The organism is Arthrobacter sp. UYEF36 (assembly GCF_040547025.1).
Classification (GTDB): Bacteria; Actinomycetota; Actinomycetes; order Actinomycetales; family Micrococcaceae; genus Arthrobacter.
Window position 1 is genome coordinate 1 of the sequence record NZ_JBEPOX010000008.1, and the last position, 14,452, is coordinate 14,452.

Sequence of the window (14,452 nt, forward strand, 5' to 3'; positions counted from 1 at the left end):
CATCCACACCCGTCACCGTGACCTGCCCGGACTTCGGATCCGCACTGTAAATCCGGTCATCGGCCCCGACCGCCGACACCGTCCCCGGCGCACCCGTCAACACCGGCTCGGAACTCTCCTCATCAAAACCATTCACCGTCGACGGCGAAAGCGCCCACACCGTGCCCTTGGCCGCATCCGTCACCGACATGACCTTCGACCCAAAACTCACCGCCGCCGAACCCGGCAGCTTCTTATCCCCACCCAAACGCATCTGCGCCGCCGACACCTGGTTCAACGTCGAACCCGCGGAATCATCAACAAACACCGTCCCGGCATCCTGCAACACATCAAACGTCGTACCCGCCGGCGTCACCGCCCCGTCCAGAACACGCGACGGATAATTCAACCGCCCCACCGCATTCTTCGACTTCGACACCACCCACACCCCACCATCATTCAACTCCACCTCAGTGGTCTTAAACCCCGGATAGATGATGGCGCCCGTGACCAGGACGGCGGACGCAACAGCAAGGCCGGTTCCCGCCAGAAGACGCCGGCGGCGGGCGGTGTGAGGGCGTGCCGCACCCGGTCGGCGAGTTTTTGGCCGCAGGGCGTCCAGGAAGGTCTTCATGTGTGCGGTGTCCCCCAAAGTCACGGCATCCACGCACCGGGCATCGCCCTGGCTGGTGTCGGATTACTTGACTATCGCATATTAGCTATCGATTAGAGAAACCCTGGTGTGGTGATGTCCGGCAGGACCGGCATCGACGCAGCTCAGGGGCAACTCCTAATCCAGGACCAGTCCGCGCCCGCTGCCGCGACGCAGCTCCACCGGGTGGATTTCGCCGAAGCCCCGGACGTCTTCCGCCGGCCGCGGATGCAGGACGAAGCGGTCGTCCTCTTCCAGCGCGGCCGCGGTCATGGAGTCCACCAGCACCGTTCCCGGGTCCGCCAGGGCGGTGAGCCGCGCCGCCAGGTTCACTGTCGGACCGTAGATGTCGCCGAGCCGGGAGAGGATCCGGCCCCACACCATGGCCACCCGGGCCTGCGGCAGGATCTCGTCGTCGGTGAAAGCCTGGCAGAGGGCCAGGGAGATCTCGGCGCCGGCCGCGGGGGTCTCGGCGATGTACAGGACTTCGTCGCCGACCGTCTTCACGAGGCGACCGCCGCCCACCGAGATGATCTCGGCGCACTTGTTCTCGAAACGCTGCACCAGCTGCGCGAGGGTTTTTTCGTTCATCCGGCGGGACAGGCTCGTGTAGGAGACCAGGTCCGCGAATCCGACGGCCCGTGCCAGCGGAAGCGGGGCGTCATCCTCGTCGCCTTCGCGGCCTTCCTCGCTGGAGGCCAGCCCGGCCTCGGCGCGCACGGCAAGGCGCTGGACGCCGGCGTTGAGCTGGCGGCGCCAGGAATAGAGCAGCATTTCCTCGAGCGCGTCCACGAGGGACGGCAATTCGCCAACCAGGCGCTTGCGGGCCACGGCGTCGGTGACGCCCTGGTTCTGGACCATGTCCTCGACGAGGGCTTCGACCTGCCAGACCACCATGCGGTCGGTCATCTGGCCGATGGCGCGGGTTACGGAGATGGCGGCTTCCTCGGTGAGTTTGCCGGCACGGACCAGGTCCACGATGGTGTTCAGCGCTGCCTGGTCGCGTTCGGTGAAGGCTACGTCCTCGTCCCCGATATTGGGGAAGCCCAGGGCCCGCCAGAGTTTCCGGGCGGAGAGCAGGGACAGTCCGGCCCCGGAGGCGACTTCACGGCGGCGGAGCTTGCGTTCCCCGCCGAGCAGCCGCTGCTCGAGGGCTTTCAAGGCAACACGTTCGGCGGACATGGTTCCGGTGGGCGGCACGGCGGCAGCCGTCCCTGCGCTGCTTTCGGGTCCGGCGTCGGCGTCCGCATCGAACTCGGCGTCGGACGGGTCCGAGTCCGTTTCCACGGCATCGGCGTCCTCGGGTTCAGCGGGTGCGGCGCCGGGCTGCTCGACGGTAGCGGCGTCCGCGGCGTAATCAGCGCCTTCGGCGATGGAATCGAGGACGGCTGCTTCGAGGCTGGCGGTCTCGACGAAGGCATCGGAAACGTGCGACGGCACCTCTGCCAGCAGTCCCGTGTCGCGGTGTACGTTCTCAGCGCTCATCTCTTCCACCTTCTCTCGTCTCGTCAGGCCAGGCCCCGGCGGCGTTGTACGGTCCTCCACCGGCGCCCAGAACCCCGCCCTGCGGGAGGTCATGGATGGCGTCGAGGATGAAGTTGCGGAACGTCGCCGCTTCCGGAACGTCGGGAACCACCGTGCTGGAGGGGTACCCGGTATCCAAGGATATATTCCCGGACCGCAATACGCGTTGGAGCAACGACTGATGGATGACCACATTACGGATGGTGGCCAGGGAGACCTGCTGGTCCCGGCGCCGCAGCATGCCGTACCGGGCAACCAGCCGCTGGCTCGTCAGGGTGTACTTCGTGGCTTGCCAGCTCATGACCCTCGGCAGGCAGTAACCCAGCAGCACCCAGGCCGCCAGGGTAATACACGCACCGATCAGCCAGGGCGTCCACTCCCTGGTGGATGCCCTGATCAGCGGGACCAGCTGGGCCGGTCCACCCTTCACAATCCACGCGCTGGCGTAGGCGGCCAGCGCCGGAACCAGGATAAACAGCAGCGCCGGGACAATCAGGGTCCTGGGCTGCGGCCGGGTCACCACAATGACTTGCTCGCCCGGGAAGAGCTCTTTACGCATAACCGCTTTCGTGGTCCGCATTCTGGCCGGGAGGTGTCCAGGGCCGCAGGTGCACCACATCGCCGGCCGTCACCACGTGCTCGTGCCCTCCGGAGTCCACCACCATCAGTGAGCCGTAGTCATCCAGGCGGGTGGCGTGGCCAATGATTTCGTGGTCCCCGGGGAGCTGGGCGCGGACCTGTTTGCCCAGCGTCGTCAGCAGGTGCTCGACCCGCTTGTGCAGTGACGGGCCGCCGGCCATCCCGGCGGTGGGATCGCCGTCGGCGTTGCAGAAGCTGCGGTAGAGCGTGGCGAACCGGGACAGGTAGCTCTTGAGCAGCCCGGTCCGGTCCACCGTCGTCGGGTGTTCCAGCAGGACGGACGTGGCCGTCGGCACCGGGAGTTCGGCCTCGGTGAGGGTGACGTTCAGTCCGGTCCCCAGCACGACGGGCGGCACGGCGCCGCCCGTCATCGGGCCCAGCTGGGCCAGGATGCCGGCAATCTTCCGGCCGCGCACCAGGACGTCGTTGGGCCACTTGAGTTCCGCGGGGATGCCGGCCGTTTCCAGCAACGCTTCACGCAGCGCCAGTGCAGAGAGCAGTGAGAGCCAGGAGTAGCTTTGGGTCGGCAGCGGCCGGCCCTCGGCGTTGACCGGGCGCAGCACCAGCGAGACGGACACGGCGCTGCCGGCCGGCGCCTCCCAGTGGCGGTCCAGCCGGCCGCGGGCGGCGCTCTGGTATTCGGCGGTCAGCACGGTGAGATCCGGATACGCAGCGGGATCCTCGGTGACGCCGCTCAGCAGATCCGCATTGGTGGAACCGGTGGAGTCCACCACCGTGAGCCGCGGAATGCCGTTGGCGGAAAGGAACGCCTCATCACTGAGGGCGTTCACATCAAGGGGCGGACGGTCCGGGGCTTCCTGCGCGGCTTCCATGCTTTGAATCCTACCGAGTTACGCCGCCTCCGGCCTGCCCGGTCCGCCGGCTGGCCCGGAAGCCGCAGGAAACTCAGAGAAAGATGTCAGGAATCAGCTTCTCTTCCGGAGCGCCCAGGCTGTACGGGGTGAAGTCCGTGACCCCGGCGGCCGCGAGGACCTGCTCGTCGGTGTAGAAATTTCCGCTCCAGCTGCCCGATTCCGGGATGGCGTTGCTGCTGGTCAGGACGGCGTGGGCGGCGTCGGCCATGATTTCGGGTCCGCGGGCGCCCTGGACGATCTTTTCGCCGCCCGGCATGTTGCGGATGGCCGCCGTGTTGATCAGGGTGCAGGGCCACAACGAGTTGACGCTGATGCCGTCGACCTTCAGTTCCTCGGCGAGGCCCAGGGTGGTCAGGCTCATGCCGTACTTGGCCATCGTGTACGCCAGATGCATGCCGGCCCACTTGGGGTCCAGGTTCAGCGGCGGGGAGAGCGTCAGGATCTGGCCGGCGTCGGATTCGCGCAGCGCGGGCAGGGCGAGCTTGGAGAGCAGGAAGGTGCCGCGGACGTTGATGTCCTGCATCAGGTCGTAGCGCTTCATGTCGACGTCGTCGGTTTTGGACAGGTCGATCGCGGAGGCGTTGTTGATGACGATGTCGATCCCGCCGAAGCGCTCGACGGCGGCGGCCACCGCGCCGGCGACGTCGGCGTCGTTGCGCACATCCCCGACCAGCGGCAGGGCCTGGCCGCCGGCCGCCTCGATCTGTTCGGCGGCGGAGTAGACCGTGCCTTCCAGCTTGGCGTGCGGCTGGCCGGTCTTGGCCATCAGGACGATGTTGGCGCCGTCGCGCGCGGCGCGGGTGGCGATGGCCAGGCCGATGCCGCGGCTTCCCCCTGAGATCAGGATGGTGCGGCCCTGGAGGGAACCGGCGGCCTGGTAGGGCCCTGCAGCGGTGCCCGAAGCGTCGTTGCTCAAAGTCATGAGGACACTCTAGCCGACGAATGTTACTGGTGAGTAACATTGGCGCGCCGCGGGCGTCGGGGCGGCCCCGGCCGATGCCGACGTTGTGGTCCCGGTGAGAGTTGGGGCGAATATTGTAGGTTTTCTACAGCGGCACGGGCCAATAGCGTCACTAGACTTGCCATCAAGGCCCGGCTTTTGTGGATACCAGCTAAAGCGCCACGCAGGACAGGGCCGGCGCACCGCAGCACCGCCAGCACCACACGATTCAGCAGAACATCAGCGACAGAGCCGGAGACACTTGATGAGCCACGATCTGACCACGACCGCGGGAAAGATTGCCGACTTCCGCGACCGCCAGGCCCGTGCCGAGCAGCCCTCCGGCCCTGAAGCGATCGAGAAGCAGCACGCGCGCGGCAAGAACACCGCCCGCGAGCGCATCGACCTGCTGCTGGACGCCGGCTCCTTCGTCGAGTTCGATGCGCTTGCCGTGCACCGCTCCACAGCCTTCGGCATGGACAAGAAGAAGCCGCTCGGCGACGGCCTGGTGTCCGGCTACGGCACCGTGGACGGCCGCCCCGTGGCCGTGTACAGCCAGGACTTTTCCGTCTACGGCGGCTCGCTGAGCCAGGTCAACGGCGAGAAGATTGTCAAGGTCCAGGAATTCGCGCTGCGCAACGGCTGCCCCGTGGTGGGCATCCTCGACGGCGGCGGCGCCCGCATCCAGGAAGGCGTCGCCTCGCTGGCGATGTTCGCGGACATCTTCCGCAACAACGTCCATGCCTCCGGCGTCGTCCCGCAGATCTCGCTGATCATGGGCCCCTCCGCCGGCGGCGCGGCCTACTCCCCCGCCCTGACCGACTATGTGGTCATGGTGGACAAGACCTCGCACATGTTCATCACCGGCCCGGATGTGATCAAAACCGTCACGGGTGAAGACGTCGACATGGAAACCCTCGGCGGCGCCCGGCAGCACAACGCCAACACGGGCACCTCCACCTACCTCGCCTCCGATGAGGCCGACGCCATCGAGTTCGTCCGCGAGCTCCTGGACTTCCTGCCCTCCAACAACCTCGCCGAAGCCCCCGTGCTGGAGCACACCCAGGAGCTGGAGCCCGACGACGAGGACCTCGCCCTGGACGCGCTCATCCCGGACTCGGCCAACCAGCCGTATGACATGCGCAAGGTCATCGAACAGATCGTGGACGACGCGCACTTCCTGGAGATGCAGTCCCTCTACGCCCCGAACGTAATGATCGGCTACGGCCGGGTCGAGGGCCACACCGTGGGCATTGTGGCCAACCAGCCGATGCAGTTCGCCGGCACCCTGGACATCGCCGCCTCGGAGAAGGCCGCCCGCTTTGTCCGGCACTGCGATGCCTTCAACATCCCGATCATTACCCTGGTGGACGTCCCGGGCTTCCTGCCCGGCAAGGACCAGGAGTTCCAGGGCATCATCCGCCGCGGCGCGAAGCTGCTCTACGCCTACGCCGAGGCCACCGTGCCGAAGCTGACCGTCATCACCCGCAAGGCCTACGGCGGAGCGTACATCGTGATGGGCTCCAAGAAGCTCGGCGCGGACCTCAACCTGGCCTGGCCTACCGCGCAGATCGGCGTCATGGGCGCCCAGGGCGCCGTCAACATCCTGTACCGCCGCGAGCTTGCCGCCGTCGCGGCGGACGGCGGCGACGTCGAGGCCAAGCGCGCCGAGGTCATCCGGCAGTACGAGGAAGAGCTGCTGAACCCCTACCAGGCCGCCCAGCTCGGCTATGTGGACGCGGTCATTGCCCCGTCCGAGACCCGGGTGCAGATCATCAAGGGCCTGCGGGCCCTGCGGGACAAGCGCGCCAGCCTGCCCGCCAAGAAGCACGGGAACATCCCGCTGTGATCCCCACCGGCTCCCAGCCTTCGCAAGTCCCCACCGGCTCCCAGCCTTCGCCAGCTCAGGCCGGGTCCCCCGCCGGCGTGGGCCCATCCACCCAGCCTGCGGCTGAGCCCGGGGAGACACCGGCGGCCGAGCAGCCGCTGTTCGCCGTGGTCAAGGGCGAGCCGACGGCGGAGGAGCTCGCGGCGCTGGCCGCCGTCGTGCTGTCCGTGGGCAGCGGCGAACCGGCCGAGCCGCAAAAGCCGAGCGCCCGGCACTGGATCCGCCGGCAGCAGCTCCAGCTGGCACCGAAGCCGGGGCCCGGGTCATGGAAGCGCAGCCGCGGCTGAGGCAGCTGAGCACCGGAGCCGCTGAGCCGCTGACTCCGGGGAAAAGTGCAGCAACCCTTTCATGACAGGCCGGGCCCGGCTAGTGTCTTTCGGGTGACTACCGAACCCACTGAAAACACTGCCGCCAACAACAACGGTCCAGCGCGCCCGCACACCGCCATCGACGCCGTCGCCGATGCCTTCACGGACACCCTGATCCGGCTTGACCCGAGCTTCGCCACCGAACTCGGGCTCCCCGGGCACGAGACCGAATACCAGGACTTCTCCCCCGCCGGGGTTGAGGAATTCGCGGTTGCCGCACGCGAGGCCCTGGCAGCCCTGGACGGCCTGGAACCGGCGGACGACGTCGACGCCGTCACCCTGGATGCCATGCGCGAGCGTCTGGGCCTGCAGCTGGAACTCCACGACTCCGGCTGGGACCTGGCCGAGCTGAACAACATCGCCTCCCCGGCGCAGGAGATCCGCGCGATTTTCGACCTCATGCCGATGGACACCGCGGCGCAGTGGGACCACATCGCGGGCCGTGCGCACAACGTTCCCGCCGCGCTGGACGGTTACATCGTGTCACTGCGCACCGCCCTGGCGGCCGGCAAAGTTGCCGCCGCGCGCCAGGTGAAGATCGTGGTCGAACAGACCACCAAGCACGCCGCGGAGGATGGTTTCTTCGCGAAGCTCGCCGCCGACGCCAAAACCGCGGACGGCCCGCTGCCCGAGGACGTGCAGGCCAGGCTCGACGCCGGCGCTGCCTCCGCACGCATGGCATACTCCCGGCTGGCCGGGTTCCTGGAGTCCGAACTGCTGCCCGTCGCCCCGGAGAAGGACGCGGTGGGCCGCGAGCGCTACTCGCTGGCCTCCCGCGCGTTCCTGGGCGCCGCGGTGGACCTGGAGGAAACGTACGCCTGGGGTGTGCAGGAACTCGACCGGCTGATCGCTGAACAGGAGCGGGTGGCCGAGGAAATCCGCCCCGGCGCCACGATCGGGGAAGCCAAGGAAATCCTGAACAACGACCCCGCCCGGCAGCTCAAGGGCACCGAAGCCCTCCGGGTGTGGATGCAGGAGCTCTCCGACCGGGCAGTGGCCGACCTTGCGGGTGTGCACTTCGACATCCCGGACGTGATGAAGACCCTGGAGTGCAAGATTGCCCCGACCGACGAGGGCGGCATCTACTACACCGGCCCCTCGGACGATTTCAGCCGGCCGGGCCGTATGTGGTGGTCCGTCCCGCCGGGCGAGGACACTTTCACCACCTGGGCCGAGACCACCACGGTCTACCATGAGGGCGTGCCGGGCCATCACCTGCAGGTAGCGACCGCCACCTACAGGCGCGAGCTGCTCAACAAGTGGCGCCGGAATGTCTGCTGGACCTCCGGGCACGGCGAAGGCTGGGCACTCTACGCCGAGAAGCTGATGCAGGAGCTGGGCTATCTCAAGGATCCGGGCGACCACATGGGCATGCTGGACATGCAGCGGATGCGCGCCGCGCGCGTGGTGTTCGACATCGGTGTCCACCTGGAGCTGGAGGTGCCCGAGCGTTGGGGGTCGGGCACCTGGACTCCGGACAAGGGGTACGGGTTCCTCCAGCAGAACCTCGCGATCAGCGAAGGCCAGCTGAGCTTCGAGTTCACCCGCTACCTCGGCTGGCCGGGCCAGGCGCCGTCGTACAAAGTGGGGCAGCGGCTCTGGGAGCAGATCCGCGCCGAGCTCGAATCCCGCCCCGGCTTCGAGCTGAAGGCCTTCCACACTAAGGCGCTCAATATCGGCTCCGTCGGCCTCGACACCCTCAAGCGCGCGTTGCTGGGGTAAGGCGGTTCCCGGGTCCCGAGGGAGACAATTGCCACACCGGGGGCTGGAATAACTTCACAAACGGGTGGTCTTCCGTGGGATTTCCGGGGATTTCGCGGCAGGACCTGAAATCCTGCCGCGTCATATTTCTCAACATACGTTCGCCGTGATAGGTGACCCGGACCTAGCGTGATCCGGTGAGCACTCAGACAAGCACCCCCGCACCCGCCGGAAAGACCGGCTTCCAGCTGCCCAAATGGGCCGGCTCGTTCGGCTTCCAGATCATCGCCGCCCTGATCGTGGGCCTGGGACTGGGCCTGCTGGCCAAGTACACGGGCAGCACCAAGGCGAGCCCCAACGCCCTCGGCGCCACCCTGCAGACCATCGGCTCGAGCTACGTCTCCCTGCTGCAGACCGCCGTCGTGCCCCTCATCTTCACCGCCGTCGTCAGCTCCATCTCCAACCTGCGCGCCGTCTCCAACGCCGCCCGGCTGGCCTGGAACACGCTGCTCTGGTTCGCCATCACGGCACTGATCTCCGTGCTGATCGGCATCGGCCTGGGCGTGTTCCTGCAGCCCGGCGCCAACACCGGCATCACCCAGGAAGCCAAGTACGCCGGCAAGTCCGGTGACTGGTGGGCGTTCCTGACCGGGCTGTTCCCGAAGAACTTCCTGGGCCTCGGCGCCAGCACCACCGTCACCGAGGGCGTCGCCACCACCGCGGTGAGCTTCAACGTCCTGCAGATCCTGGTGATCGCGATCGCCGTCGGTATGGCAGCACTCAAGGTGGGCAAGGCGGCCGAGCCGTTCCTGAACCTCAACGCCTCCGCCCTCGCCGTGATCCAGAAGGTCCTCTGGTGGATCATCCGGATCGCCCCGATCGGCACCGTCGGCCTGATCGGCAACGCTGTGGCGATCTACGGCTGGGACACCATCGGCTCCCTGGGCAAGTTCACCTTCGCCATCTATGTGGGTCTGGCCCTCGTGCTGTTCGTCGTCTACCCGGTCCTGGTCCGCGCCCACGGCCTGTCCATCAAGCAGTACTTCTCCGGCGTCTGGCCGGCCGTGCAGCTGGCCTTTGTTTCCCGTTCCTCGGTGGGCACGCTGCCGCTGACCCAGCGTGTGACCGAGCGCAGCCTGGGTGTCCCCCGCGCCTACGCCTCCTTTGCCGTCCCGCTGGGCGCCACCACCAAGATGGATGGCTGCGCCGCGATCTACCCCGCCATCTCGGCAATCTTTGTGGCCCAGTTCTTCGGCATCCAGCTGGACTTCACCCAGTACCTGCTGATCGCCCTCGTCTCCGTGCTCGGCTCCGCCGCGACCGCCGGCACCACCGGCGCCGTCGTGATGCTGACCCTGACGCTCTCCACGCTGGGACTGCCGCTGGCCGGCGTCGGGCTGCTGCTGGCGATCGACCCGATCCTGGACATGGGCCGCACCGCGGTCAACGTGGCCGGGCAGGCGCTGATCCCCACGATCGTGGCCAAACGCCAGGGCATCCTTGACGAGTCGCTGTACAACGCACCGCGCACCGGTGACCCGTTCGTGGACGACGCCGACACCGCCGCCGTCGACCCCTCCGCTGCCGCTGCCCCCGCGGCGTCACCGGACGGGCGCGAGCTGGCCGACGCCAGGGCGTAAACGCCAGAAGCTAAAGCAGAAGTCCCCGGGAGGTTCCCGGGGACTTCTGTGGTTTGTAGCGCGTCAGGGACGGCAGCGGGCCTAGCGCCCGCCGCCGCCAATCACACCCTTCTCCACGGCTTTGGCGACGGCGTCTGCCTCGGCCTGGGTCAGGGTGCCGTCAGTGACCGCTGTGTCCAGCTTGGTCTTCAGCGCCGCAGCGCGGCCAGCCTGGGCCGCGGTCCGCAGCTCCTCCAGGGCCGCGGTGACCTTGGATTCCTCAAGGCCCAACGACTCCGCCAGCGACTTCGCCAGTGCCGCGTCCCTGGAGGCGCGGTCCGGCTTGGTGCCCTCGGCCGGCGGGGTGGTTGGCTTGTTCGCTTCGCGGAAGGCCTGGAGGGCCTCGGTCACCTTGGCCTCGTCGACGCCGAGCTTGGCAGCCAGCACGGCAGCCTGGGCGGCGCCGCGCTCTCCGCCACGGCCGTGACCATGCCCGCCGCGCATGCCCTGACCATCGGTCGTTCCGGGCGTTGCCTCTGACGAAGCGCTGGAGCTGGGTGTGGGGGTCGGAGTAGTGGCAGCTGAGGCCATCCCGGTAACTCCGAGTCCGGCGCCCAGGGCCAGAGCCCCGGCCGAGATGGCGAGCGTCATTCTCTTCGTACGTGACATGTGTGCTGTCTCCTGGTCTGCAGCCTGGTGACGGCTGCGATTGGTGGTTGTCTCTTCCGAGACGTAGTTCAAGTCTCTGCCGGACCCTTCTGCGGGAGCTGTTTGGAACCTTTCATCTTCCTGTGAGGGCTGGCGGCGGTCACCGGGAAGGGATGCGGGCCAGTTTGCCCGCTTCGGTCCCGGACCGGCCGCTGGTAAAAGTTGCCCGGAGTGCAAACATGCACGTAGTGTAACCGTGTGCCCACATCCCCAGCTTCCGGCGCGGCGGCGCCCACGGCGTCCCACCCGCCAGCAGAAGGACCGTCGCGCCGCGAACAGAACAAAGCGGCCACGCGCCAGGCCATCACCGACGCCGCCCTGGCGCTGCTCCGGTCCAACGGCCCCGGCAATTTCACCGTCGAGGACATCGCCGACGCCGCCGGCATCTCCCGCCGCACCTTTTTTAACTACTTCAGCAGCACCGAAGCGGCCATTGCCGCCGTCACCTTCGGCTTCCTGGACAAGGCACTCCAGCAGTTCCGGCGGCGCCCGGCCGGGGAACCGTTCCTGGAATCGGCCCGGGCAGCCCTCGTGGAACTCGCAGACCCGATGACGGTGGCGCCGCTGGCCGAGCTGTACAGCCTCGGCCAGGCCAACCCGCAGCTCAGCCGGTCCGAGCTGGAAGCCTGGGACCACTGCACCGCCCAGATCATCACCGCGGCCCGCGAGCGCCTCAGCGAAGGCGTCGAGCTCGACGAACTGTACCTCCGCGCCCTGGCCGGATCAGTCATCTCCTGCGGCAAAGCCGCCATGGACGTCTGGTTCCTGCGGTGCGGCGGATCCCTCACACCGGAATCCCTGTCCGCCCTGCGGCAGCTGCTGATTGATTCCATGGGCCTGCTGGGCTCCGGGTTCGCCCGCACCGACGCCGCCCCCTCAACCGCCCAGGCCACCACCCCGGCCGACGACTCCACGCCCACCTCCACCGCCACCCCTTCCCCAGATCGGCACTGACATGGCCCTGTTGCTCTACCGTCTCGGCAAGTTCTCCTACCGCCACCGCTGGCTCGTCATCTCCCTGTGGCTCGCAGTCATGGTGGCCGTCGGTGGAGCGGCAACTGCCTTCCACGGCACCCTGTCCAATAACTTTCAGATCCCCGGCACCGAAACGCAGCAAATGGCGGACAAGCTCAAGACCGAGCTTCCCTCGTCCTCCGGCGGCTCCGCCAGCGTGGTGTTCGAAGCCAACGATGCCCAGTTCAGCCAGGCGGGCAAGGACGCCGTCAGTGCAGCGCTGACCAAGCTAGAAACCCTGCCGGACGTCCAGGGCACGGTAGACCCGTTCGCCACCCAGGCACAACTGGAGACGGCCGCCACCGACCTCGCCGCCGGCAAGGAGCAGTCCGCTGCCGGCAAGGCCCAGCTGGAAACGGCCGCTGCCGAGATCGCCGCCGGAAAGGCGCAGCTGGACGCTGCCGAACAGCAGATGGCGGCCGCCGGTATGCCGGCCGCTGCGATCGAGGCACGGCTCGGCCAGCAGAAGGCAGCCCTCGCGGAAGGCCAGGCAAAGCTCGACGCCGGCACCAAGGAACTGGAGGCCGGCGAGGCGAAGCTGGCCCTCGGCGCCCGCCAACTGGAGGCCTCGCAGGGCCTCCGTTTCGTCTCCGAGGACGGCAAGGCCGCGATCGCCCAGGTCCAGTTCAAGACCTCCATCAACGGCCTCAACCCCGAGGTCCGCCAGGAAGTCCAGGACATCGTCAAGGAGGTGTCCGCAGCCAACGTCACCGCGCTGCCCAGCAAGGAAATCAGCGAGGACATCTCCGAGCTCTTTGGCACCGCCGAGCTCATCGGCATCGCCGTTGCCGCCCTGGTCCTGATCATCATGCTCGGGACCCTGATCGCCGCCGGACTTCCACTGCTGATGGCCGTCGTCGGCGTCGCCGTTGGTGTGGGCGGCACGTTCGCCCTCAGTGGCGCCGTGGACATGAGCTCCATCTCCCCGATGCTGGCGCTGATGCTCGGCCTCGCCGTCGGGATCGACTACTCGCTGTTCATCGTCAACCGGCACCGCGGCCAGCTGCTCTCCGGCATGGACCCCGAGGAATCCGTGGCCCTGGCCACCGGCACGTCCGGCAACGCCGTGCTGTTCGCCGGCCTGACCGTCATCATCGCCCTCGCCGCCCTCGTGGTCCCGGGCCTTCCGTTCCTGGCCGTTATGGGCCTTTCGGCCGCCGCCACGGTGGCCGTCGCCGTCGTCGTGGCCCTGACCCTGACGCCGGCCGTGCTTTCCCTGATTGGCCGGAAACTGATCTCCAAGCGGGCCTGGGCCAAGGCGGAGCGGCACAACGCCGCCCCCGGTCACGAAACCGAGGACCGCGCCAAGGACGAATACCGCAGCAGCCACGGCTGGGGCGGCATCGTCACCAAGCACCCGTGGCTGGCGCTGCTGGCCGGAGTGGTCCTGCTCGGTGTCGTGGCCCTGCCCGCCAGCCAGCTGCGGCTCGCGCTGCCGGACGCCAGCTCCGAGCCGGTCGCCTCGCAGGCCTTCAAGGCCTACGACGTCACCAAGCGGAGCTTCGGCGAGGGCATGACCGGCCCGATCATCGTGGTGGGCGACCTCCCCGAGGGTCTCAGCGAAGCCGAGGCGCAGGCCGCACAGTTCGACGTCGCGGACATCCTGCGCGAGACCGAGAATGTCACTGCCGCCGTGCCGCTGGCCCTGAGCGAAGACCGCCGCACCGCAGTGTTCCAGGTCATCCCGAACGAAGGACCGGCCAGCGCCAGCACCGTCCAGGTGGTCTCCGAACTCCGCGCCGAAAAGGGCCAGATCAAGGACACCACCGGCGTCAGCATAGGGCTCACCGGACAGACCGCCGGCAACGTCGATGTGTCCACCAAACTCGGTGACGCACTGCCGCCGTACCTGGCGATTGTGGTTGGCCTCTCCCTGATCCTGCTGCTGCTGGTCTTCCGGTCCATCTGGGTGCCGCTGCTGGCCACCGGCGGGTTCCTGCTCTCGCTCGCCGCCGCCTTCGGTGCCGTCGTCGCCGTCTACCAGTGGGGCTGGCTCGGAGCCATCTTCGGCGTCGAGAACCCGGGCGCCGTGCTGAGCTTCCTGCCGATCATCCTGATCGGTGTGCTGTTCGGCCTGGCCATGGACTACCAGGTATTTATCGCCTCCGGCATGCGCGAGTCGTACATGCACGGCGAATCGGCCAAGCGCGCGGTCCGCTCGGGCTTCAGCCACGCAGCTGCCGTGGTGACGGCGGCCGCGATCATTATGGTCAGCGTGTTCTCGGGCTTCATTTTCTCCCACCTGAACATGGTCCGGCCGCTCGGTTTCGCCATGGCCTTCGGTGTGCTGATCGACGCCTTCGTGGTCCGGATGACGATCGTCCCGGCCGTGATGTACCTGCTGGGCGAAAAGGCCTGGTGGCTGCCGCGCTGGCTGGACCGCATCCTGCCCGACGTGGACGTTGAAGGCGCCAAGCTGCGCAAGCCCGCGGCTGCCGTCCCGGGTCCCGTGTCGGAACCCGAAGAGGCTGCCGCGCGGTAGCCCTCGCCGGCTGCCACCTGGCTCCCCAAGCCGCCCGCTGATCATCCCGATCGGCGGGCGGCT

General features: G+C 67.9%; 12 protein-coding genes. 6 read left to right on the top strand and 6 right to left on the bottom strand.

What is annotated here, in order from left to right:
* The 5 genes from ABIB29_RS12745 to ABIB29_RS12765 all read right to left on the bottom strand — a co-directional run.
* Positions 1–613, bottom strand: a 613-nt coding sequence (locus ABIB29_RS12745) for a hypothetical protein (RefSeq protein WP_354173177.1), incomplete at its 3' end; no start/stop codon positions are given.
* A 156-nt stretch (positions 614–769) separates the two neighbouring features.
* Complete coding sequence (locus tag ABIB29_RS12750; RefSeq protein WP_354173178.1) at positions 770–2,116, bottom strand: adenylate/guanylate cyclase domain-containing protein; 1,347 nt, start codon at positions 2,114–2,116, stop codon at positions 770–772.
* On the bottom strand, positions 2,106–2,714 hold the full coding sequence (locus ABIB29_RS12755) for a PH domain-containing protein (protein WP_354173179.1): 609 nt from the start codon (positions 2,712–2,714) through the stop codon (positions 2,106–2,108). The genes ABIB29_RS12750 and ABIB29_RS12755 overlap by 11 nt, the downstream gene beginning before the upstream one ends.
* Positions 2,707–3,627, bottom strand: coding sequence for a biotin--[acetyl-CoA-carboxylase] ligase (locus ABIB29_RS12760; protein ID WP_354173180.1), 921 nt, complete (start codon positions 3,625–3,627; stop codon positions 2,707–2,709). Before ABIB29_RS12760 ends, ABIB29_RS12755 begins: the two co-directional genes overlap by 8 nt.
* Positions 3,628–3,700: 73 nt before the next feature.
* Positions 3,701–4,591 carry an SDR family oxidoreductase gene (locus tag ABIB29_RS12765; protein ID WP_354173181.1) on the bottom strand — a complete coding sequence of 297 codons (891 nt, stop codon included), beginning with the start codon at positions 4,589–4,591 and terminating at the stop codon, positions 3,701–3,703.
* A gap of 283 nt (positions 4,592–4,874) precedes the next feature.
* On the opposite strand from ABIB29_RS12765, the gene ABIB29_RS12770 reads away from it, so the two are divergent.
* The 4 genes from ABIB29_RS12770 (at position 4,875) to ABIB29_RS12785 (ending at position 10,206) form a co-directional block, all read left to right on the top strand.
* Positions 4,875–6,458 carry an acyl-CoA carboxylase subunit beta gene (locus ABIB29_RS12770; protein ID WP_354173182.1) on the top strand — a complete coding sequence of 528 codons (1,584 nt, stop codon included), beginning with the start codon at positions 4,875–4,877 and terminating at the stop codon, positions 6,456–6,458.
* A 77-nt stretch (positions 6,459–6,535) separates the two neighbouring features.
* On the top strand, positions 6,536–6,784 hold the full coding sequence (locus tag ABIB29_RS12775; RefSeq protein WP_354173183.1) for an acyl-CoA carboxylase epsilon subunit: 249 nt from the start codon (positions 6,536–6,538) through the stop codon (positions 6,782–6,784).
* Between the two features lie 93 nt (positions 6,785–6,877).
* On the top strand, positions 6,878–8,587 hold the full coding sequence (locus ABIB29_RS12780; RefSeq protein ID WP_354173184.1) for a DUF885 domain-containing protein: 1,710 nt from the start codon (positions 6,878–6,880) through the stop codon (positions 8,585–8,587).
* Positions 8,588–8,763: 176 nt separating this feature from the next.
* On the top strand, positions 8,764–10,206 hold the full coding sequence (locus tag ABIB29_RS12785; RefSeq protein WP_354173185.1) for a dicarboxylate/amino acid:cation symporter: 1,443 nt from the start codon (positions 8,764–8,766) through the stop codon (positions 10,204–10,206).
* A gap of 81 nt (positions 10,207–10,287) precedes the next feature.
* Here the strand turns inward: ABIB29_RS12785 and ABIB29_RS12790 are convergent, their stop codons facing one another.
* A complete protein-coding gene (locus ABIB29_RS12790; RefSeq protein ID WP_354173186.1) occupies positions 10,288–10,854 on the bottom strand; it encodes a hypothetical protein in 567 nt (188 codons plus the stop codon).
* Positions 10,855–11,091: 237 nt separating this feature from the next.
* On the opposite strand from ABIB29_RS12790, the gene ABIB29_RS12795 reads away from it, so the two are divergent.
* Positions 11,092–11,847, top strand: coding sequence for a TetR/AcrR family transcriptional regulator (locus ABIB29_RS12795; protein ID WP_354173187.1), 756 nt, complete (start codon positions 11,092–11,094; stop codon positions 11,845–11,847).
* A 1-nt stretch (position 11,848) separates the two neighbouring features.
* Positions 11,849–14,389 (top strand): MMPL family transporter, encoded by a 2,541-nt coding sequence (locus ABIB29_RS12800; RefSeq protein ID WP_354173188.1) that lies wholly within the window; start codon positions 11,849–11,851, stop codon positions 14,387–14,389.
* The last annotated feature ends 63 nt before the right edge of the window (positions 14,390–14,452 follow it).